The sequence below is a fragment of the Psychroflexus longus genome, from assembly GCF_020164595.1.
Classification (GTDB): Bacteria; Bacteroidota; Bacteroidia; order Flavobacteriales; family Flavobacteriaceae; genus Psychroflexus; species Psychroflexus longus.
Genome location: NZ_JAIQZE010000010.1, coordinates 97154 through 119772 on the forward strand (window position 1 = coordinate 97154; position 22619 = coordinate 119772).

The 22619-nt window shown below is 36.5% G+C and carries 18 protein-coding genes; 15 read left to right on the forward strand and 3 right to left on the reverse strand.

The annotated features are described in order from the left end of the window. Positions 1 to 74: 74 nt before the first annotated feature. The 10 genes from LB452_RS09950 (at position 75) to LB452_RS09995 (ending at position 9993) form a co-directional block, all read left to right on the forward strand. Positions 75 to 1130 carry a glycosyltransferase family 9 protein gene (locus LB452_RS09950; protein ID WP_224461592.1) on the forward strand — a complete coding sequence of 352 codons (1056 nt, stop codon included), beginning with the start codon at positions 75 to 77 and terminating at the stop codon, positions 1128 to 1130. A gap of 504 nt (positions 1131 to 1634) precedes the next feature. After that, complete coding sequence (locus LB452_RS09955) at positions 1635 to 2261, forward strand: GLPGLI family protein (RefSeq protein WP_322966295.1); 627 nt, start codon at positions 1635 to 1637, stop codon at positions 2259 to 2261. A 249-nt stretch (positions 2262 to 2510) separates the two neighbouring features. Next, complete coding sequence (locus LB452_RS09960; RefSeq protein ID WP_224461594.1) at positions 2511 to 3305, forward strand: GLPGLI family protein; 795 nt, start codon at positions 2511 to 2513, stop codon at positions 3303 to 3305. Then, positions 3281 to 4042: a GLPGLI family protein gene (locus LB452_RS09965; protein ID WP_224461595.1), complete on the forward strand. Its 762-nt coding sequence runs from the start codon at positions 3281 to 3283 to the stop codon at positions 4040 to 4042. Before LB452_RS09960 ends, LB452_RS09965 begins: the two co-directional genes overlap by 25 nt. Before the next feature lie 25 nt (positions 4043 to 4067). Next, entirely contained in the window at positions 4068 to 4802 is a 735-nt protein-coding gene (locus tag LB452_RS09970) for a GLPGLI family protein (protein WP_224461596.1), read from the forward strand. Positions 4803 to 4845: 43 nt separating this feature from the next. Next, complete coding sequence (locus tag LB452_RS09975) at positions 4846 to 5073, forward strand: hypothetical protein (RefSeq protein ID WP_224461597.1); 228 nt, start codon at positions 4846 to 4848, stop codon at positions 5071 to 5073. Between the two features lie 306 nt (positions 5074 to 5379). Continuing rightward, entirely contained in the window at positions 5380 to 5751 is a 372-nt protein-coding gene (locus tag LB452_RS09980; protein ID WP_224461598.1) for a hypothetical protein, read from the forward strand. Positions 5752 to 5816: 65 nt separating this feature from the next. Further along, positions 5817 to 6506, forward strand: coding sequence for a GLPGLI family protein (locus LB452_RS09985; RefSeq protein WP_224461599.1), 690 nt, complete (start codon positions 5817 to 5819; stop codon positions 6504 to 6506). A 64-nt stretch (positions 6507 to 6570) separates the two neighbouring features. Next, complete coding sequence (locus LB452_RS09990; protein ID WP_224461600.1) at positions 6571 to 7287, forward strand: GLPGLI family protein; 717 nt, start codon at positions 6571 to 6573, stop codon at positions 7285 to 7287. 24 nt (positions 7288 to 7311) lie between these two features. Further along, on the forward strand, positions 7312 to 9993 hold the full coding sequence (locus tag LB452_RS09995) for a TonB-dependent receptor (protein ID WP_224461601.1): 2682 nt from the start codon (positions 7312 to 7314) through the stop codon (positions 9991 to 9993). Between the two features lie 649 nt (positions 9994 to 10642). Here the strand turns inward: LB452_RS09995 and metK are convergent. Continuing rightward, positions 10643 to 11893 carry a methionine adenosyltransferase gene (metK, locus tag LB452_RS10000; RefSeq protein WP_224461602.1) on the reverse strand — a complete coding sequence of 417 codons (1251 nt, stop codon included), beginning with the start codon at positions 11891 to 11893 and terminating at the stop codon, positions 10643 to 10645. A 211-nt stretch (positions 11894 to 12104) separates the two neighbouring features. Here metK and LB452_RS10005 point away from each other — a divergent pair, with 211 nt between their 5' ends. Beyond that, positions 12105 to 12527: an OsmC family protein gene (locus LB452_RS10005; RefSeq protein WP_224461603.1), complete on the forward strand. Its 423-nt coding sequence runs from the start codon at positions 12105 to 12107 to the stop codon at positions 12525 to 12527. A gap of 109 nt (positions 12528 to 12636) precedes the next feature. Here LB452_RS10005 and LB452_RS10010 read toward each other — a convergent pair whose 3' ends face one another. Next, on the reverse strand, positions 12637 to 13836 hold the full coding sequence (locus LB452_RS10010; RefSeq protein ID WP_224461604.1) for an exo-beta-N-acetylmuramidase NamZ family protein: 1200 nt from the start codon (positions 13834 to 13836) through the stop codon (positions 12637 to 12639). Between the two features lie 8 nt (positions 13837 to 13844). Here LB452_RS10010 and LB452_RS10015 point away from each other — a divergent pair, with 8 nt between their 5' ends. From LB452_RS10015 to LB452_RS10025, 3 genes are all read left to right on the forward strand, one after another. Beyond that, on the forward strand, positions 13845 to 15080 hold the full coding sequence (locus LB452_RS10015) for an ABC transporter permease (protein WP_224461605.1): 1236 nt from the start codon (positions 13845 to 13847) through the stop codon (positions 15078 to 15080). Positions 15081 to 15160: 80 nt separating this feature from the next. Beyond that, positions 15161 to 16141, forward strand: a complete 981-nt coding sequence (locus tag LB452_RS10020) for a PLP-dependent cysteine synthase family protein (RefSeq protein ID WP_224461606.1) — start codon at positions 15161 to 15163, stop codon at positions 16139 to 16141. Positions 16142 to 16370: 229 nt separating this feature from the next. Further along, positions 16371 to 16592, forward strand: a complete 222-nt coding sequence (locus tag LB452_RS10025; protein ID WP_224461607.1) for a hypothetical protein — start codon at positions 16371 to 16373, stop codon at positions 16590 to 16592. 111 nt (positions 16593 to 16703) lie between these two features. On the opposite strand, the gene LB452_RS10030 is transcribed toward LB452_RS10025, so the two are convergent. After that, entirely contained in the window at positions 16704 to 18290 is a 1587-nt protein-coding gene (locus LB452_RS10030) for a peptide chain release factor 3 (protein ID WP_224461608.1), read from the reverse strand. A gap of 125 nt (positions 18291 to 18415) precedes the next feature. Here LB452_RS10030 and LB452_RS10035 point away from each other — a divergent pair, with 125 nt between their 5' ends. Beyond that, complete coding sequence (locus LB452_RS10035) at positions 18416 to 22618, forward strand: SdrD B-like domain-containing protein (RefSeq protein ID WP_224461609.1); 4203 nt, start codon at positions 18416 to 18418, stop codon at positions 22616 to 22618. Position 22619 lies beyond the last annotated feature (1 nt).

Below are 22619 nucleotides of genomic sequence, written 5' to 3' on the forward strand. Positions count from 1 at the left end.
TTTTGTATTTCAAGACCTGAAATTTAAATATTTATTAATTTCAAACCTTATAAAAATCATAAATTAAATGTGTTTTGAGTTTTAAAAAGAAGATTAATGTCTATCGGAAAAAAGCAACCAAGTCTATAACCAAAAATTTACTAGACCAGCAAAGCATTAATCTATCCGATCGAGAGGATATCAAACGCATTTTAATTACTCGTCCCAATCATCGGCTTGGTAATCAGTTGCTTATTTCTCCTTTAGTGAAAGAAGTACACCGGCAGTTTCCTGGGGCCAAGATCGATTTATTTCTAAAAGGTAATCTTGGTGAAATCCTTTTTAAAAATTATGAGTATGTAAATCATATCATCAGTTTGCCAAAGAAGCATTTCAAAGAATTAGGTCGTTATCTAATCTCATGGTTTAAGTTGAAACGCCTTAAATATGATTTGGTGATCAATGCGGAAGCCTCTTCTTCCTCCGGACGTCTGTCGACTAAGGTGGCGAGAGCTAACTATAAATTTTTTGGTTATGAACGGGAGTTGAATCTTTTCGATGTAGCCAATGTAGATCATATTTCTAAATACCCCATTTACAGTTTGCGTTACTTTCTGAAGCAATCCCTTACAGAAAAGCCCTTACCCGACTTAGAAATTAAATTGACAGCTGAAGAATTAAATCACGGAAAAAAAATATTAGCTGAGTATGCTGATTTAGAAAAACCCACAATTTGCTTGTACACGTTTGCTACAGGTCATAAATGTTTTTCAAAAGCGTGGTGGAACCAGTTTTATACAGCTTTAAAAAATGAGTATCCTCACTATAATATTATTGAAGCATTACCAGTAGAGAATGTATCGTCCTTAGATTTTAAAATCCCCGCGTTTTACAGTAAAAATATAAGAGAATTGGCTTCATTTATCTCTCACACATCCGTATTTATTACTGGAGATTGTGGTATCATGCATTTGGCTGCAGCGACAAACACACCTACCATTGGGTTGTTTAATGTCACCGCAAAAGCGATGTACGAGCCTTATAATGTGGCCTGTTCAGGGATAGATACCAACCAGAAAAGCGCAGAAGAAATTTGCCAAATCCTGAGGACTCACATAGAGAGTCTGGACTTTGCTGAAAGTGAGATTTGAGTTTTTTAAATCAGATGTCAGGGCTCTGCCCCTCAACGCACAGACTGATTACATGTTTTAAGAAGATTTGAGGGCTCTGCCCCCTTCCCTTTTTTTACGATCATAGCCCTGTAATCTCTGTTTAGAAGTACGGGGAGTAGATATGATAGGGGCGTAGCCCCGCAATCTTCATAGCCAAAGAAGACAGTATATTATATAGGAGGGGCGCTAGCCCTGACATCTTAAAAACTAAGTATTATAGTAGTCTGTGTATCTAGAATTTATTTAACAGCTGTAGGAAGGTTTCACTAGCTAAAGTTTCTTAGTTTTAGTGTTTAATTGAATTCTAAATCAATTTATTATGACTTATCAGTCTTCAGAACAATACTTATGAAACCATATTTTACGCTTATTTTTTGCCTTTTCATTTCTATAAGCTTTTCCCAAAGTAATATGCCGACCTACGAAGTGATTTACAAAATTGAATCCCTTTTCGATATGTAAACACTGAAAGATGAAAGACAGGTGTTTAAGGATATTATGAAGAAAAGTATGGACTATGCTAAGCGAATGAAATTTGTACTTACCACAAATTCAAAAGCATTCTTTTTTTCTGAGAAAAAACGAGTGCAGTTTGAAAATCCAACCCTCGTAAATGTATTAAAAAGTACTGTTGCATCTTTTACACGTTTCAACGAAGAAACTTATGCTGATTTTGAGACCTATAGTCTCATCTTTGTGCAAAATTTAATGTCTGTCGACAGAACGATAAAAACAGGTTTTCATGATTTTGACTGGGAAATTAAAAGTGAAACTAAACCCATTCTAGGCTTTGAGGCTAGAAAAGCTATAGGAACATATTATAATTTGATATGGGATACAACAACAGATGTGGAAGCCTGGTTTATTCCTGCTATTCCTCTTCGTTCCGGACCTGATATTTATATGGGATTACCAGGTCTAGTTGTTGAAGTTCGATTACCTAAAGTAATTGTTACAGCCACTCTTATAGAAGAAAAAGAAAAGGTATCCATTGAGAAACCAGATGAAGCAACTGCCATGAGTCAGGAAGAATACGAAGACTATGTTTCCAGTTCTAAAAAACAACTAGAAAGCTTAAATCGAGATTACAATTCATCCTATTCAATTTAGTTTTTTATACTTATTTTATTAAGGGAAGCGTATTTTTTTTACAGAAAACCGTACATTTTTGCTTATGACTAAAAATTTAACACTTAATATTTTTATATATTAACACTAATCTTTTAGTTTGTAGAGTGTGTAATTATCAATTATATCTAATTAAAACTCCAATTACAAAAAAAGAGATTGAATGTTAAGCTAAAAGAAGGAACAAATTGATTGTTTATGGTAAATAATTCTTCATCTTTAAAAAGAATCATGAAATATATTTTAGGCTTATTAATGTCAGTCACTGCAGTTTATGGTGTTTACGGTCAAAATAAAGCAGTTAAAATATATGTGGAATATGCTGTCCTAAAGGGTGCTAATGCTAGTTCTGAATATTTGATCGCAGACTCAAATCATGCGCTTTACACGACTGATTTTTTGGAAGTAACGAATGATGAACCCATAGCAAAAGAAGGCAATAATCAATTCTCAATTACTCCCACAGAAGTGAAAATTAATGCGATGAAGTATTACACAACCTCAGATTCGCCAATTTTACACTTTGTTAGTCAGCCTAAAAACAAGCAGAATCCCATAGTAGCTAATGATAGTTTGCCTGATTTTTCGTGGAATCTTAATACAGATGAATTCAAAATGATTAGCAGGTTTAAATGTTATAAAGCAACGACAACATTTAGAGGGTCTAAGATTGTAGCTTATTATACGCCCGAAATTCCGATAGGATTTGGGCCTTTTAAATTTAAAGGACTTCCCGGACTCATCATGGAAGTGTATAATGATGATCATGGCTTAAAGTACCACTGGACAGCAACAAAACTAATCATCCCATTTGAAAACGAAGTTGATTTGAAGTTTTCATCAGAACTATATAATACTCCTATTGTGGCGTATAGAAGTATTGTAGAGAAATTTGATAACCGACTGAAACAGATGGATCAACGGATGACAACCAGAGTATCGAGAGGTGGTTCCATAACATTAAACAAAACTGAGAGAGTAAGCATAGAAAAAATTTACGAATGGGAAAAACCAGTCCAAGACTAATGTATGCTGTAGTCAAAAAGAATTTGACATACATTCTATTGCTTTTTATCAGTCTCAATTCTTTTTCTCAAGAAGGCATCGAAGTGATTTATAAATACGAGTCTGACTTCCAAAAAGAATTGACAGATGGCTTTATGGGAAAGATGCAAAATAAAACCAGAGCTTTCTTACCAAAAATTGACTTCTTACTGCAAGCCACTCCCAATGAATCTATTTATAAAGCGGACGTTGGATTAGTATCTGAGGGTTTAAAAGAACAGCTTTTCAATTTAATGATTGGTTCTGCAAAATCCAACGGTATAATTTATAATGACCAGAATAGAAATATTAATTTACATGAAAAAAATGCCTTTGGCCGGCTTTATATTATCCAGTCTGAGTTTGATGGGTTGGCATGGAAGCTGGAAGAGGAAACAAAAGGCATTTTAGGATTTAACTGTAGAAAAGCGACTTTAGAATTTTATGTGAGTGAAGAGCAAAGAGCTAACCAAAAAAGAGAGATTGTAGCCTGGTTTACTTCAGAATTGCCATACCCTTATGGGCCAAGTGTGTATAGAGGCTTGCCGGGACTGATATTAGAACTGGAGGTTCACTGGGATTTTGGCTATATACTGACCGCTGTTGAAATGACTAAAAGCGATAAAATCGAAATTGAAGAACCCTCGAAAGGAAAAACTATTGATGAGTCAGAATTTAAAGAAATTGGCAGGCAAAGTAGCTTGAGATTTAAGCGATAGCCATTTTATGATAAAACTATTACCTATGATTAAAATTGCTTTACTGTGCATGTCTTTACTTTTTAGCCTGCTTGGTTATACTCAAAATTATAGAATCACTTATGAGTTTGAAATTCCACACCCTGAATTTCCAGAGAAAACTGAAGATTATTTAAAACAACATTTCACTAAAGAATATAAAAAATACAATCAGATAAGTGAATTTTTAAAGATGCACACCATTTCCGATGGTAATGCTTACTATACCTCGTTCAACAAGATCATGGAAAGTGATGAATATGATTCCACGACTTTATCATCGGTAAAACTTTTGGTGGCTTCGGTATATCCTATTTATTACAATAATGGAACTAGCCTTGCCCACAATCTGCTTTTTTCAGATCGAGTTGTAGAGGTTGATAATGAGGACTATTTGACATGGGAGATTTTAAATGAAACAAAAACTATTTTAGGTTTTAAATGTTTTAAAGCACTACCAATATTAAATCCCAATAAACCAAATATTAAGTCAAGTTTTATGCCTGTACATGTATGGTTTGCACCAGGTTTAAATTTTAAGGCTAGCCCAAGTGTATTCGGAGATCTGCCAGGAGCAGTTTTAGAATTGGAGAATCATAACTCAACTTTAAGGGCTATTGAAGTTCAAGAGACAAAAGAAAAGCCGCAAATAATAAAATTAAGATCAGGTCAGGAATTAACTACTTATGAAGCTTTAGATAAAAGGGCTCAAAAAGCGCATTCAGACTACATGGATAATTAAAAGCTTTTCCTACCTGCCAGAAATTCATTAACCTAGTCCATATATGTTTAAACGTTTTGCATGTTTTTTTATCCTTTCAATATTCACAACTGTTACATCTGCACAATCCTTCCAACTCGAAGGCTTTATCAGCGATAGTCTAGACAACCCGCTAGCCAATACCAATGTGATTGCGACACCTTTACAACAGGCCAATTCTCAAATCAAGTTTAGCATCATTACTTCCAAAGGAAAATTTAGACTTGAATCATTTTTTAGCAAATTGATTTAGTAAATTTCACCATTATTGCTTTATTGTATAAACTACTTAAGAATTCCATTATTATTGCTAAAATGTACGGTTCAACCGTAATTGTGTTACGGGAAAACCGTAAATGTTACCGAATACTTAAATTTTAACATCTGTTTTTACAGCCTACCGTTTTTATTTTTTTAGGTTTGAATCAACAAACGATAACTCTATTGAATATGAAAGTGTTCTTCTAGCTTCAAAAAAAGGAAGCGCTTTTCGGGATGAAAAGCGCTCCACAGATTCATACCTAAAATGATAATTTGAGTATCTACTTAGGTATAAGACATGAAAAATTCATATCTCAAACGTATTGCAATGATACTAATTTTTCATGAAGATGTGTACAGCCTTGTGCTGAGACTCGATTTAAAACAATCGAAATTTATTTACATTTTAAAAATTAATATCATGAAAAAGTTTTTTTCAATTATCGCTTTAGGAGCGATGACAATGAGTTTAAGTAGTTTTACGAATTTGAAAGAAGATTCTAATACTTTACTAAATGCAAATTGTACTCAATTAGCAATGGATGTCCATGATTCTTGGACTAATCAAGGTTATACAGATCATTTTGCCTCTGGTCGTGCTGATGCTGCATATGATAGTTGTGTTTCCCATTCAGGAACTTCAGGAACTGAAGTAACTATATCTCAATAGATTAAGATATAAAATTTTAATTTAATTACCCACCATAATTCAATGGTGGGTTTTATTCAAAAAACATGAAATATTTATTAATTCTTTTAATTTGCTTTACAGCAAATGCTCAAACTTCTGGTTTAGTAAACTATAAGTCCAAGATATTCTCACAAGTCATTGACACAACAGAAATTAAAGATGATAAGATTAAGAAATCAATGTTACAAACCGTCCAAAAAATGAAAAAACAGATGCCTTATGCTTCTTATGTTTTAAAATTTAATTCCAATGAATCTATTTTTAAAATAGCAAAGAAAATGACTGTTGATGAAATTATTGACTACAATTTAATTGCTGGGTTCTCCGATGCTGATGGTGAATTTTTCAATAGTAAAAACAAAAAAATAAGATTAAGAAAATTAAAAGCATGGAATAATGAGTATATAATACGATCCAATTTTCCAGAATGGAAAATCTCTAATCAGAAAAAAGATGTTTTAGGTTATCAATGTTTAAAAGCAACTACAGAAAAAGAGTTGGACAATGGAGATATCATTGAAGTAGTTGCATGGTTTGCGAAAGATATTCCTTTTAATTTTGGTCCTAAAGAATATGCAGGGCTTCCAGGTTTAATATTAGAAATAGAAGAACGAGGTATAAAATTTTATGCGACAGAAATTGATTTAAATAATAAGAAACATAATATCAAATTACCAGATGTTAAAAAAAGCATCACAAAAAAAGAATTTTTAAGTCAATCTCCTTATAAATAAAGTTTATAAAGAAAAGCCTGTTTTTAACTAATAAATTAGTTATATTTGAATTCAAATTTAATTTATGATTTATAAGTTTTTCATTTTCTGTTTTTTGACTTTTAATCTATCCTTTGCACAGAAGTCTTTTATTTATAAAGTTTCAGCAGATATAGATTATGATAGTATAGAAGTGGCAACAGTTAAAAAACTCATGAAATCAGTAGAAAAAGAACTTAATCAACAAAGCTTCATACTGGTATTAAACAAAAACAAGTCACTTTTCAACAGTGAAAAAAGAATCGATAATCAAAATCAAAATTTGAATATTCTAAATATTGCTAAAGCAATGACATATGTCAATGAAGAGTGGTTTTATAATGCTGATAAATCTTATTTACAACTTAATACCAAGTTTATGAATAAGCCACTTTCTGTAGAATTTAATGAATTACCTGAATGGCGAATTGAAAATAATACTAAAGCAATAGGGAACTATAAAGTTATAAAGGCAACCACAAGTCGAAAATTCATAGGTTCTAAAGGTGTGAAAGAAAAAGAGATCGAAGCTTGGTTCTGTCCTGATATTCCCATACCTCATGGGCCAATGGGAGCTGTAGGTTTACCTGGTCTTGTTATCCAGTTAAGACTTCAAAACACAATCTTTACACTAGATCAAGTTATAGAAGAGGATACATTAGAATTTGATGAACCCGATAAATCTAATACTATGCCTTCTAAGGAGTTTTATACTTTGATAGATCAGAAAGTTGGTGACTTTAAATCATCCATTCAAAACTAATTTACTCGACACTTACTCGTTTTTATGCCAAAACTTTTTACTTCATTCCTCATCTTTATACTATTCATAAGTGTTACTTCAGCTCAATCTGTTCAACTTGAAGGCTTTATCACCGACAGTCTAGACAACCCGCTAGCCAATACCAATGTGATTGCGACACCTTTACAACAGGCCAATGCTCAAATCAAGTTCAGCATCAGCAGTTCCAAAGGAGAGTATAGATTAAAGCTGGAGGAGAATCAACCCTATTTAATTGAAATCACGCATTTGGGGTTTAAAAAAATCACGGATACTGTTCAATTGTCTGAAGATGTATCCAGAAATTTCGTAATGCAAGAAACCACTGAAAGTCTGGAGGAAATCCTGATCAAACAGGAAATGGCGGTGATCGTAAAAGAAGATACGATTACTTACAGGACCGACCAGTTCAAAACCGGGGAGGAGCGCAAGCTACGCGACATCCTTAAAAAACTGCCAGGTGTAGAAGTAGACCGGGAAGGAAACGTTACCGTGAATGGTAAAGAAGTAACCAAGCTCATGGTAGATGGGAAGGCTTTTTTTACAGGAGATGAAAAGCTGGGGGTGAATAACATCCCTGCCGATGCGGTGGATGAGGTGGAAGCTCTGGATAATTATAGTGAAGTGGCTTTTCTAAAAGGTCTGGAAGACAGCGATAAAATGGCCCTGAACATCAAACTCAAAGACGGAAAAAAGAAATTTGTGTTTGGCGATATCGAAGCTGGAGCAGGAGTAGAAGACCGGTTTTTGCTTCATCCCAAGCTGTTTTATTACAGCCCCAAAACTGCCGTGAATGCGATTGGCGATTTTAACAATACAGGACAAAAGTCGTTTACGATGCAGGATTATTTAGATTTTGAAGGCGGTATGGCCTTGGCTCTGGAAGATCAGGGGGCCTATTCCCAATTATACTCAGATGATTTTGCCCAATTCCTTAGAGAAGATGATTTCGTCTTCAATAAAAATGATTTTGGAGCGGCCAGTCTCTCCCAGGAACTTGGCGGTAATTTTAGTCTGGATGCTTACAGTATTTTCAATAAAAGCAAGATGAGAACACAAACACTTCAGGACATCACTTACCAAACTACAGAGGCGCCAGATGAACTTAGGGAGCAGACCAATCAAAACGATTTGTTGTTTAGCATCAGTAAAATCAAATTGAGGTACGACAATAATGATGATACCGATCTGCGGGCCAATACCAATTTTAAATACAATACGGCAGAGGCGCAATCGCTTTTAACTTCTGAAGTAGGTAATTCTAGTCGGTTCGTCAATACCAACACTCAGCCAGAAAATTTTGAGTTCCTACAAACCTTCAATCTCAATAAACAGTTTTCGTACAAACACACCTTAAAGCTGGAAGCTAAAATCAAAAGTGAAGACCAAACCACCAATAGACTCTGGGATTTCAACCAGGCTTTGTTTACTGATATTATTCCTTTGGTCGACGAAGGCGATGATTTTAGGCTGAATCAACTCAACCAAAAGCAAGTCCATAATCTAAGTGTGAATGCAAAACACTACTGGGTGCTGGAAGATTTCCATCATATTTACCCAGTAGCGGGAGTGGATTATTTTAATTATAACTTTAACACCCTCGATGAGCAGATTTTAAACGATGGCAGCACCAATAGTTTTGAGTCGGCAGGATTCAATAATCAAATGGATTTTGAACTGTTTAAAGCCTCTCTTGGGTTTCAGTACAAAACCCAGATTGGGGAACTGGTGTTGCGGCCTGGTCTGGTGGTCCAAAATTATAACTGGAACATTTCTCAATTTAATGAAGAACTGGTGAATGACCAGACGGCTATTTTATTACCAGAGCTCTACGTGGAATATAAATTCAAATCTTCAGAAAAACTACGACTGAATTATAACCGCTATACCAATTTTGGAAATGCTTCCAGTTATGCCAATAGATTAAGTCTCCAAAGCTTTAACCGAATCCAACGTGGGAATGAAAACCTGCAAAACCAGGTGTATCACTCAGCGAGTTTACTTTACAGTCAGTTTAATATGTTCAAAGGCTTATTTTATAATGCACGTTTATCCTATACCCATCGCGAAAGCAGTATTCGTAATCAAACCCAGATAGAAGGTATCGATCAGATCAGTACCAGTATTTTTACCGACTTACCCGAAAATACGTACAGTGTATATGCTACGATCAACAAACGCATTCCAGATTTTACCTTTACTTTAGGAGGAAACACCAACTTGTCTGAATATTCCAGAATCATCAATGATGAGGTGCTAGATTATGAAAGCCTCAATTTTGGTTATAACGCCAAAGTAAGAACGCGTTTTGACGACTGGCCCAACCTGGAAGCTGGGGTACGACAGAGCTTTTCCAGATTAGATTCAGACGCCATTAATAACAAGTTTACCACGTTGTCTCCCTTTGCGAATTTGGAGTATGATTTTGGTGACTTTATTTTTGAATTCAATTACGATTACAATTATTTTGAAAACCAGACAACAGGGGATGTTAATCGCTTTGAGCTGGCGGACGCCTCTTTGTTTTATGGCAAAGAAGATTCAGCCTGGGGCTTTGAAGTCAATGCCACCAATTTATTTGATATCGGCTTCAAACGTCAAAACTCAGTGAATGAGTTTATCGTTTCGGATAGACGGATTTTTGTACAGCCCAGGATTGTGATGTTTAAGGTGATTTATAAGTTGTAATCTGGTTTTAATTTAATTCTTTTACGCGATTTAGGTGTCAGGGCTCTGCCCCTCGGTACATAAACTAGGTGCTTGTTTTACCAAGATTAGTGGGCTCTGCCCCCTCCGTCGGATGAGTATATGTTCGTGTGATGATGATTTAGGAGCTGTGCTCCCTTTTAAAAGGGCGTAGTCCTAATAGTCTTCATATCCTAAGGGAATGCATGTAAAAATTTTAGTCCCAATATTCTTTATAACGAAAAAAACGCGGAAGGGGCAGAGCCCCGTCATCTTCTTAGCCAAAGAAGACAGTATATTAAGGAGGGGCGCTAGCCCTGACATCTTAAAAGCCATGTTCTAGTATCATTATCTAATGAGACATAACGCATTAACACGTGCTTAGCTTTGTCAACTTGTCCCGTGCTTTGGGACAAGTTGACAAGCCTGGACGTTGAGCTGAAGCCAGCTTTAGTATTGAGCTAAGTGTTGCTAGGTACTAGTGTTTAACATCGAGCACTTCACTACTTCAGTATAAACTCCGTTGAGATGAATGGGTTCTCGACTCCGCTCGAACTTAAAACAAAAGTTATGTCGGAATTATAATTATGCTTTCTTATAATTGAAAGCTTTAATTAGAGATATCTGAAATGGTTTAATGATTTGTAGGGTATTACAAATCGAAAGCTTCTTTCAGTTGATCCACATAATCCAATTTTTCCCATGTGAATAGTTCGACTTCGTGTCTAACTTCTCCTGAGTAATCTGAACGGTAGATTTTAGTTTCTAAGCGAGGTTCTTTTCCCATGTGGCCATAAGCGGCAGTTTCTCTGTAGATAGGGTTTCTTAATTTTAAGCGTTCCTCGATCATTCCTGGGCGCATATCAAAAATCTGTCTGATTTTTCTGGCGATGTCTCCATCGCTCATGTCGATGTGTTTATTGGTGGTGTTCACCAAAATGGACGTAGGTTCGCTTACCCCAATAGCATAGGACACCTGGACCAAAACTTCATCGGCAATACCAGCAGCTACCATGTTTTTGGCGACGTGTCTGGCTGCATAAGCGGCAGATCTATCTACTTTACTAGGATCTTTTCCAGAAAAAGCACCACCGCCATGAGCACCTTTACCACCATAGGTGTCTACTATGATTTTTCTACCCGTAAGTCCAGCATCACCGTGAGGTCCACCAATGACAAATTTCCCTGTGGGGTTGATGTGGTAAGTGATATTTTCATCAAACAAAGCTTGAGTCTGCTCATCAAACAAAGCTTTTACTCTTGGAATCAAGATGGATTTGATGTCATCGGCGATTTTTTGAAGCATGGTCTCATCTTTATCAAAATCGTCATGCTGAGTGGAGACTACAATTGTATCTATGCGCTGGGGTACATTATCGTCGGAGTACTCAATAGTGACTTGAGCCTTTGCATCTGGTCGTAAATAAGTTATGTCGTCGTTTTCTCTGCGAAGCTTGGCTAGCTCAATAAGGAGTTTATGTGAAATGTCCAAAGCCAGGGGCATGTAGTTTTTGGTTTCGTTGGTCGCATAACCAAACATCATTCCCTGGTCTCCAGCGCCTTGTTCTTCTTTGGAAGCTTTGTCCACACCCTGGTAAATATCCTGAGATTGCTCGTGAATCAAAGAAATTACACCACAGGAATCTCCAGAAAATTGATAAGCTCCTTTAGTATAACCTATATCGTTTATAACGTCTCTGGCAATTTGCTGAACGTCTAAGTAAGTATTGCTTCTTACTTCACCTGCCAGAACGACCTGTCCGGTAGTGACTAAGGTTTCACAAGCCACTTTAGAAGTTTCGTCAAATGCTAAAAAAGAATCGAGTAAAGCATCACTGATTTGGTCAGCGATTTTATCGGGGTGTCCTTCAGAAACACTTTCTGAAGTAAATAAATAGGACATAAAAATAAGTTTAAAGTTATAGTCGCAAGGAAGGATTTGAAAAGACTATAATCTCAAAGAGCACTGCTTTAGCATTTTAAAAAGAGGTTGCAATCAGTCAAATCCTTCCTCAGTGCAAACATAATAAATTTGAGTCATTCTAAATTGTATTAAGTTATTTTTAGCAGATTTATACTTCAGATTCCTTTGCTTTGTATAAAAATACAGAATCATGAAAATCAGTCTCCATAAGAAACACAACAGCGATGTGCATTTTGAAGCAGAAAATGCGTTAGGCCATAAAATTGAGCTTTACAATTCTACAGCACCCGACCCCAAGGCCCCGAGTCCTATGGAATTGATATTAATGGGAACAGCAGGTTGTAGCAGCATCGATATTGTACATATTCTTAAAAAGCAAAATCTGGAGATTAAAAATTTAGATGTAGAAGTGGAGGGCTTACGTCAGGATACCGATCCTAAGGTCTTTCACACGATCAAATTACTCGTAAAATTAGAGGGTGATATTCCGGCAAACAAGGCGAAGCGAGCGGCGCAATTGTCTTTCGAAAAGTACTGCTCAGTATCTAAAATGTTGGACGCCACCGTGGATATTCAGTACCAGGTGCAGTTGAATGGGGAGTTGTTGGAGTAGTTAGTGAGTCATTGAGTTTTTGAGTCGGGTAGTAGGTTGTCTGATTTAAAAACCAATTCAAAATTTTTAATTCTTAATTTTAAATTGTCAGTCAACCACTTCACCGAAATTATCGAATATATAACAAATAGGGATTGATCTTTTTCTTATAAGACTTTAGATCAGATTCCCAGTTTTTTCTAATTTCCTGGGCGGTTGTTCCCTGTTGAATTTGCTCCTGCAAGCTTGCATTTCCAGCCAGTTTATTGAAAAAATCGTTGAAAAATAATGCTTGGTCCTGGGTGTGACGATAGGCCTGAAGTAACCAGTCTAAATTTAAATGGTCGAGATCGCTCTGATTTTGAAGGTTCCTGCCGTAGCAAAGCTCGTTCTCATGTTTAGGATATTTAGCCCCTTCTGAGGAAGTAGGTGTGAATTCAAAATCAAAAATGGAAGCGTCTAAAAATGGCGATCCAAACACCTGAAACTGCATCGATGTTCCTCGTCCGGCATTCACATTGGTGCCTTCAAAAAAGCACAGACTTGGATATAAATTGATAGACTTCGCATTGGGCAGGTTAGGCGAGGGTTTAATAGGTAAGTCATAGCTCAATTGCAAGGAGTAGTCCCTCATGCTAATGATCACTAAATCACACTGTATTCCATTGGCTAGCCAGCCTTCACCATTTATCATTTTTGCATATTCAGCAATGGTTAATCCATGAACCACAGGAACTGGATGCATTCCTACAAAACTTTTAAACTCATCCTCCAAAACAGGTCCGTCGATATAATGACCGTTGGGATTTGGTCGATCCAAGACCAAGAGTGGAATATTTTGCTCAGCACAAGCTTCCATAATGTAATGCAGACTTGAAATGTAAGTGTAGAAACGAGCACCTACATCTTGTATATCAAACACCATGATGTCTATACCTTCCAAATCTTTAAGACTTGGTTTTTTTTGGGATCCGTAAAGGGAAATAATAGGAATTCCCGTTTTGGCATCTAGTCCATCTTTGATGAGTTCACCTGCATCAGCAGTGCCGCGGAAACCGTGTTCGGGTGCAAATACTTTTTGGACCTCGATATCTCGACTCAAAAGTGAATCTACCAAATGAACGTAATCCGTTTCAGAAGTAAAGATCACCGAGGTTTGGTTACCTACAATTCCAACATTTTTATTCTCAAGCAAACTGAGATAGGTTTCTGTTCGATTGGCAGCAACACCAAGGCTGCTAAATGAATTAGTTTCATCATCTTGCGCTGTACAAGAAATACATGCCAAAAGAATAAAATAAACTGTATTTTTGAACCACTTTAAAATCATAAGTCAACTTGAATTTTGAATATTTTGTTTCTAAACGGCTAGTCACCAAAACCGATCATAAAAGTAACATATCGGCTCCGATAATTAAAATCGCGATCTCTGCGATAGCGATTGGAATCATAATGATGTTTGTAGCGATTAGCACAGGTTTGGGTCTTCAAAATAAGATAAGAGAAAAGATTGCCGCCTTCAACGGGCACATTGTGATCAACAACTTTTCCAACAACCAGTCGACGATCACCCAAAATCCCATAACCACCAAGCAGGATTTTTATCCAGAATTTACCGCGGTTCCAGAAATAGAACACATTCAAAAAGTAGCGACCAAATACGGCATCATCAGAACGGAGACCGATTTTGAAGGTATCGTGGTAAAAGGAGTAGGAGAGAACTACCGCTGGAAATACCTGAAGGAATATCTAACCAAAGGTCAACTTCCCATCTTTGATGAGGACATAAGCCGAGAGGCGTTGATCTCAAACTACCACGCCAATCGGTTGGGCTTTGATGTGGGGGATAAGCTCATTGTTTACTTTATAAGAGAAGATCAGGACCGTTTACCGAGATCGGTAGGATTGACGATTTCAGGAATTTTTGATTCTGGCTTTAAGGAATTTGATGAAACCTACATCATCACCGATTTGAGACAGATCCAGAGATTAAATAACTGGGAAAAAGACCAGATTGGTCAGTTTGAATTGTTTGTTGAAGACTTTACAGAAATTCAGGACGTTGGTTATAAGGTCTACGAAGAAGTGGATTCGTTTTTGAATGCCAGCACCATTATTGAATTATACCCTTCTATTTTTGAATGGCTCAAGATGTTTGATTTCAATATCATATTGATTATCGGAATAATGATTTTGGTAGCAGGTATTAATATGATTACGGCTTTACTGGTGTTGATTTTGGAACGTACGCAAATGATAGGCATCTTAAAATCCTTGGGGTCTTCAGATTGGTCCATTCGAAAAATATTTCTTTACAATGCGGGATTTTTGATTTTCAAAGGTTTGTTTTGGGGGAACCTCATCGGTATTTCACTTTTGCTCATACAGAAGTACCTCAAAGTCATTCCTTTAAATCCAGAAACTTATTATGTCTCTGAAGCCCCAATTTATTTAAGCTTAGACTATATATTTGTAATAAATATTGGTACACTTTTATTGTGTGTGTTGATGTTATTGGTTCCATCGGTTATCATTACTAAAATTTCTCCAGTGAAAGCCATGAAGTTTGAATAAGTAAGATTGGAATTAGTCTAAACTTAATAACATAGTATTTGACTTTTACTTTTTTATCTTTGCGCCATTAAATTGAAACTATGGATTACGCTGAAAATATCATTGGAACTATTGGTAAAACACCAATGGTAAAAATGAATAAAATAGTTGAAGAGATAGACGCCTTAGTTCTGGCTAAGTACGAGACCTTCAACCCAGGAAATTCTGTCAAAGACCGGATGGCTTTGCAAATGATTGAAGATGCTGAGGCCTGCGGAGCGCTAAAACCTGGAGGAACTATCATTGAAGGAACTTCTGGAAATACAGGTATGGGATTGGCTTTGGTTGCAATCGTGAAAGGCTACAAAGTGGTTTGTGTCTTGAGTGATAAGCAAAGTAAAGAGAAAATGGATATTCTTAGAGCTGTAGGTTGTGAAGTACATGTTTGTCCAACCGATGTGGCTCCAGACGATCCAAGGTCTTACTACTCTACGTCTGCCAGATTGGCTAAAGAAACTCCTAATTCCTGGTATGTGAATCAGTATGATAATCCATCCAACTGTAAAGCACATTTTAAAACGACGGGTCCTGAAATCTGGGAACAAACCGATGGTAAAATCACTCATTTTGTGGTAGGGGTAGGTACAGGTGGAACCATCTCTGGAGTGAGTAGCTATTTGAAAATGAAAAATCCCGATATTAAAGTTTGGGGAATCGATACCTACGGATCGGTTTTTAAAAAATACCATGAAACCAGAGAGTTTGATGAAGATGAAATCTATCCTTATGTCACCGAAGGGATTGGTGAAGACATATTGCCACTAAATGTAAGATTTGATGGGATTGATGGTTTTACCAAGGTCACCGATAAAGATGCTGCAGTTTATACTCAAAAACTAGCCAAAGAAGAGGGTATGTTTTTAGGAAACTCAGCCGGAGCAGCGGTGAAAGGCTTACTACAACTAAAAGAGCATTTTAAAAAAGACGATGTGGTAGTCGTGCTGTTCCACGACCATGGCAGTCGCTATGTTGGAAAGATGTTTAATGACGATTGGATGCGGGAGATGGGATACATTGATTAAGCCAAGATTAATAAAAATAGAAAAAAAGCTCCTGAGAAACCAGGAGCTTTTTTTATTATGGTAAAAACCGTGGTTAAAGCATAAAACCTTATCTAAATTCGAAAAAGCATTTATAAAATAATTAAAGCAATAAATAAAAATTAATAGCTGCTATTTAAATTATATAGCATTTATTGTGTATATTTAGCAATTATTGATAATTTTATAAATCTTTAAATCAATAAAGCTTATGGACATACTACTACCAGAACCCCTGATTCATATTTTTCTTATGTCCTTATTTGGATTAAACATTATCTCATCCTTTCACATACTTGTAGTTCAGAAGAAATTGATGGATAAAGTTATATTCATATCCATAATTTGGATTTTACCTATGCTTGGCATTTTAGCCTACTATGCCTCAGCTTATGTATTTTTTGATGAAGAAAAAAGAAACCTGACCTCTTAAGTGAAGGTTGTCTTAGCCCTGATTGTATTGAAAAGCCCACACCCCAAATCCCCAAAGCTTTGGGGAAGGGGAGGACTTGAAGTGGAAAGCAGGTTCCCGGCTCCAAAAAAATTAAAATTCTGAGGTAAAGTGAAACCTAATGTTAGGATATTTTTGCTGAGTCATCTGTAGAGAAAATTCAGAATCGGCTAGAAATACTAATTGGTCAGACTTATCCTTAGCCAAAAATTTCGACTTTACCCGTTTGAATTCTTTGAACTCTTCACTTTTAGGATCTTTGGGTTCTATCCAACAAGCTTTGTGAACATTGATGTTTTCGTAAGAACATTTGGCACCATACTCGTGTTCTAATCTGTATTGAATCACTTCGTATTGTAGTGCCCCTACTGTACCTATAATTTTTCTGTTGTTTAGTTCTAAGGTGAATAACTGTGCCACGCCTTCATCCATCAATTGCTCAATGCCCTTATTAAGTTGCTTGGATTTCATCGGGTCGGCATTATTGATATATCTAAAATGCTCTGGTGAGAAGTTTGGAATGCCTTTGTATTGAAGTATTTCTCCTTCGGTAAGGGTATCTCCAATTTTAAAAGTACCAGTATCGTGAAGTCCAACGATGTCGCCTGGAAACATCTCATCTACAATTTCTTTTCGTTCTGCAAAAAAGGCATTAGGGCTAGAGAACTTCAAATTCTTATTACTTCTCACATGCAGATAGGGTTTGTTGCGTTCAAACTTTCCAGACACGACCTTCACGAAAGCAAGTCTGTCCCTATGGCGAGGATCCATATTAGCGTGAATTTTAAAGACAAAGCCAGTGAACTTATCTTCTTCAGGCTTAATTTCACGGATGTCACTTTGTTTTGGTCTTGGAGGTGGAGCGATTTGAATAAAGCAATCCAGCAATTCACGCACCCCAAAATTATTTAAAGCTGAACCAAAAAATACAGGCTGTAATTCTCCTCTTTTGTATTGATCTATGTCAAATTCTGGATACACACCTTGAGCAAGCTCAAGTTCTTCTCTTAGTGTGTCAGCAGAATCTGTGCCTATAAGTTCATCAATTTCGCCTGTAGATAAGTCGCTCACCTTCACGGTTTCTTCGATATCTTTTTTTGGATCACCTGTGAAGAGGTTGACATTTTTCTCCCAGATGTTATAAATGCCTTTAAAGTCATAACCCATTCCGATAGGAAAACTTAATGGCGTCACATGAAGCCCAAGTTTTTGCTCTATTTCGTCCAGGAGTTCAAAGGCATCTTTACCTTCTCTATCCATCTTATTGATGAATACAATAATAGGAATGTTACGCATTCGGCAAACTTTGACAAGTTTTTCCGTTTGCTCCTCAACCCCTTTGGCAACATCGATCACAACGATAACACTGTCTACAGCGGTTAATGTTCTAAATGTATCCTCTGCAAAATCCTTGTGACCAGGAGTATCAAGAATATTGATTTTTATGTTTTTATATTCAAATCCTAAAACAGAAGTGGCTACCGAAATTCCTCTTTGGCGTTCAATTTCCATAAAGTCACTCGTAGCAGTTTTCTTTATTTTATTGGACTTTACAGCACCCGCTTCCTGTATAGCGCCTCCAAAGAGGAGTAGTTTTTCCGTTAAAGTCGTTTTTCCAGCATCGGGATGAGAGACAATACCAAATGTTCTTCGGCGATTGATTTCCTTGTTTATTTTCATGCTGCAAATTTAAATTTTTATAGTCTGAAATCAATCATATTCACCTATTTATTGATGATTTTTGCTTAAAAAAATCAAAATACTTTAATATCTTTAATATATATTTGTGTTAAACTATCTACTACATGAGAATAACTATTTCATCCCTTATATTCTTTTCTGTATTGATTTTTCAAGGTTTTATTGTGAGTGCACAAGAAGAAAAATCATATCTGCCTAATCCATTTCAGGAACTCATGCAAGTACTCAATGCCTCGGGTACAGTTGAGGGGTTTATTTATGCAGATCTTAATGGTAATGGGGTTCAAGATAATGGAGAGCTTGGAATTGAAGGCGTTCGAGTTATAATCGTGAATTCAAATGGAACTGGACAGACGACTTTGACCAACTCAGATGGAATTTGGTCAACACAAGTTGTAGAAGGAAACGCTAATATTATAACTGATTTATCTAGCTTACAGCCAGGGTTCTTACAAACTGAAGGCACAGACCCAAGTAACGTATTGGTAATTACAGATGAAACAGTTCAGGCAGAAACCAAAGGTTACGCTTTCCAAGGGGATGCTACCGGTCATTTATATTTTGACACCAATGGAAATGGTGTTCAGGATTCTTTGGAGCTGGATATGCCAGATGTGGATGTGCTTATTACAGATCAATATGGAAATTCACAAATTATATCTACAGATGTTAATGGGGATTGGTTAGCGACAGTTTTATTTGGTCCGGTTCAAGTAAATGTTGAAGTGGGCGATGCTGATTTTCCTACTGGAGCTTTCCAGACTGAAGGTGATAATCCATCAAATCATGAAATTCCTAATGGGGAGGTGACTTTTACGGAGAACGATGGTTTTTTTGAATCAGGAATTCTTTCAGGAATTTTATATTTTGACGATAATGGTAGCAGTGACCAAGATCCTGGAGAACAAGGAATTGCTAACGTTTTAGTGGAAATTTCAACCTCTCTGGGAGATACTATAAGTTTAACTACAGGTGGAGATGGATCATGGAGTGCTAGAGTTCCAGTGGGAACAACCGTTTCTCTCATTGATGAAGCAGATCCTGATTTTCCTATTGGATCTTCACAAACTGAAGGAGATAACCCAACTTCAACTGATGTTTTAAATGGTGAAACCTATGAAGAGTTTGATGGTTTTTTAGGTTCTGGAATTCTGAGAGGTCACCTGTACTTTGATGAGAATGGTAATGGAATTCAGGATGTTGGAGAACCAGATATGCCAGATGTTGATGTTGAAATTATAGATTCTTTTGGTGACGTAACTTTATTAGAATCAGATGTCAATGGTGATTGGGAAATTGAAGTCCCAGCTGGAAATACATTTTCTAATATTATACAACAAGATCCAGATTTTCCTCAAGGAGCTACTCAAACTGAAGGTACTGATCCTTCTTTAACACAAGTTATTGCTGGTGAAAATATTTTATCTGATAATGATGGGTGGTTTGAGGTAGATCCAGAATTAGAGGGAACACTTCTCGGACATTTATATATAGATACTAATGGAAACGGAACTCAGGATGTTGGAGAACCAGATTTGCCAAATATAGATGTTCAAATCACAGATGTTTTTGGAGAAATTACAGTTTTGCAGACAGATGCTAATGGAGACTGGTCAATTCTGGTTCCATCTGGGAATACAACTTCAGACATTCTTCAGAATGATCCAGATTTCCCTCAGGGGGCTGTTCAGACTGAAGGTACAGATCCAACAACAACGTTTGTCCCTGTCGATGAAACTACACTATCTGATAATGATGGTTTTTTTGTTCCAGATCCAAATTTATTTGGAATACTGGAAGGTCACCTTTATTTTGATGACAATGGGAATGGAATTCAGGATGTTGGTGAACCAGATATGCCTAACGTAGATGTTGAAATTATCGACGTCTTTGGAGACGTCTCACTTTTAGAAACAGATATTAATGGGGATTGGTCAATAGAAGTTCCAGCTGGTAATACTTTTTCTAATATAGATCAACAAGATCCAGATTTTCCGACTGGAGCAACACAAACTCAAGGAACTGATCCTTCTTTAACTCTAGTTATTGCAGATGAGATAACTGTTTCAGATATCGATGGATTCTTTAATCCAGATCCAAATTTGTTAGGGACTTTACTGGGGCATTTATACTTCGATACCAATGGAAATGGGAGCCAGGAAATTGGTGAACCAGACATGCCAGATATAGAGGTTGAGATCACCGATGCCTTTGGTAATGTTACGGTTCTTACAACAGATGCCAATGGAGATTGGTCTATTGAAGTTCCAGCTGGAAATACAATATCAGATATAAATCAAGATGATCCAGATTTCCCAGTAGGTGCAGTTCAGACTGAAGGAACAGACCCAACAACAACTTTTGTACTTGCTGATGATACAGTATTATCCGATAATGATGGTTTTTTCAATAATGATCCTAATTTATTAGGCACGCTTTCAGGTCATCTTTATATAGATACCAATGGAAATGGAAATCAGGATCCTGGTGAACCTGATTTAGGAAACATTGAAATTGTAATAACAGATTCTTTTGGAGATACAGATTCAGTAATTACAGACGCAAATGGAAACTGGTCAATCCAGGTGCCTGCTGGAAACACTATTTCAGATATAAATCAACAGGATCCAGATTTCCCGCAAGGAGCTACACAGACTCAGGGTACAGATCCTACTACAACCTTCGTAACTGTTGGAAATACAACATTTTCTGAAGATGATGGTTTTTTTGTCCAAGATTCGAATTTAAACGGAATCCTTACAGGTCACCTTTATTTTGACGATAATGGTAACGGAATACAAGACGTTGGAGAGCCAGATATGCCTGACGTAGATATAGAAATTATAGATGTTTTTGGCGTTGTTACTTTGATCTCAACAGATGTAAATGGTGACTGGTCCATAGAGGTTCCGGCAGGAAACACATTTTCTAATATAGATCAGCAAGATCCAGATTTTCCATCTGGTGCTGTACAAACTGAGGGAACAGATCCTTCGTTGACATTTGTAATTGCAGATGCCGTAACATTATCTGATAATGATGGTTATTTTGTGCAGAACCCTGATGTAACTGGAACACTTTCGGGTCACCTTTATTTTGATAATAATAATGACAGTATTCAAAACAACGATGAACCTAATATGCCGAATGTTTCAATTCAAATTGTTGATGGTGACGGAGTTTCTCAAAATATAGTTACAGATGCTAATGGTGATTGGTCGACTACTGTTGCTGAAGGTGAAGTGATATCTACGATTGATGAGGAAGACCCAGATTTTCCAGTAGGAGCAACACAAACCCAAGGAACAAATCCAACCCTCACGCAAGTCAACGCTGGTGAAGATATTTCTGAAGAACCAGACGGTTTTTTCACTTCAAATCAAACTGGAACTTTAAGCGGTATTGTTTATGAGGATCTTAATGGTGACGGAACTCAAGACAATAATGAAATTGGTATAGAAGGTATTGAGATTGAAATTCTAGAATCTGACGGTGAAATCACAATTGTTACAACCAATGAAAACGGTCAATGGTCAACTTTAGTCAAAATTGGACAAACAACATCAACCATAGATGAAAGTGGCTCTAACTTTCCAATAGATGCCATTCAAACTCAAGGCACCAATCCTACGACCACATTTGTAGCATCAGATTCAAATATTAATGAAGTTCCGGACGGATTTTTTGTTGAAGAAACTACAGGTACCTTGACAGGTCGTCTTTATTATGATGATAACGCTAATGAAACCCAAGATGATGATGAAGAGGGTATTCCTAACGTAAGTATTATGATAACCGATGTGAACGGAGATGAATTTGAGGTTGAGACTAATATTGATGGTAACTGGTCTATAGAAGTTATAGCCGGTGAAACTATTTCAAAAATTGACACTGATGATATTGATTTCCCAACAAATGTTTCTCAAACAGAAGGAACCGATCCAACAGCGACCTTAGTCCTTGCTGGTGAAATTATCAATTCTGGTAATGATGGTTTTTTTATTGATGACATTGAAATATTTAATGCGGTTGGCTCTGAAGGAAATCAATTAAATGAATTTTTCAGAATAAAAGGAATCGAGAATTATCCAGAAAATTCAGTTCAAATATTCAATAGGCAAGGAGTGAAGGTATATGATGCCGAAGGTTATGACAATGGAGAAGTGAAATTCAACGGTTTTAGTGACGGGAATGTCACAATACAGAAAGATAAAAGACTTCCAACCGGCACCTATTTCTACATTCTTAATTATGTGAATAGACTGGGTGAACCTTTAAGGAGAAACGGATATTTACATTTAAATTAAT

Bases quoted from the DNA above. Each gene is read 5' to 3' on its own strand.
- LB452_RS09960 (WP_224461594.1), top strand. From the start codon at position 2,511: ATGAAATATATTTTAGGCTTATTAATGTCAGTCACTGCAGTTTATGGT.
- LB452_RS09965 (WP_224461595.1), top strand. From the start codon at position 3,281: ATGGGAAAAACCAGTCCAAGACTAATGTATGCTGTAGTCAAAAAGAAT.
- LB452_RS09970 (WP_224461596.1), top strand. From the start codon at position 4,068: ATGATTAAAATTGCTTTACTGTGCATGTCTTTACTTTTTAGCCTGCTT.
- LB452_RS09975 (WP_224461597.1), top strand. From the start codon at position 4,846: ATGTTTAAACGTTTTGCATGTTTTTTTATCCTTTCAATATTCACAACT.
- LB452_RS09980 (WP_224461598.1), top strand. From the start codon at position 5,380: ATGAAAAATTCATATCTCAAACGTATTGCAATGATACTAATTTTTCAT.
- LB452_RS09985 (WP_224461599.1), top strand. From the start codon at position 5,817: ATGAAATATTTATTAATTCTTTTAATTTGCTTTACAGCAAATGCTCAA.
- LB452_RS09990 (WP_224461600.1), top strand. From the start codon at position 6,571: ATGATTTATAAGTTTTTCATTTTCTGTTTTTTGACTTTTAATCTATCC.
- LB452_RS09995 (WP_224461601.1), top strand. From the start codon at position 7,312: ATGCCAAAACTTTTTACTTCATTCCTCATCTTTATACTATTCATAAGT.
- metK (WP_224461602.1), bottom strand. From the start codon at position 11,893: ATGTCCTATTTATTTACTTCAGAAAGTGTTTCTGAAGGACACCCCGAT.
- LB452_RS10005 (WP_224461603.1), top strand. From the start codon at position 12,105: ATGAAAATCAGTCTCCATAAGAAACACAACAGCGATGTGCATTTTGAA.
- LB452_RS10010 (WP_224461604.1), bottom strand. From the start codon at position 13,836: ATGATTTTAAAGTGGTTCAAAAATACAGTTTATTTTATTCTTTTGGCA.
- LB452_RS10020 (WP_224461606.1), top strand. From the start codon at position 15,161: ATGGATTACGCTGAAAATATCATTGGAACTATTGGTAAAACACCAATG.
- LB452_RS10025 (WP_224461607.1), top strand. From the start codon at position 16,371: ATGGACATACTACTACCAGAACCCCTGATTCATATTTTTCTTATGTCC.
- LB452_RS10030 (WP_224461608.1), bottom strand. From the start codon at position 18,290: ATGAAAATAAACAAGGAAATCAATCGCCGAAGAACATTTGGTATTGTC.
- LB452_RS10035 (WP_224461609.1), top strand. From the start codon at position 18,416: ATGAGAATAACTATTTCATCCCTTATATTCTTTTCTGTATTGATTTTT.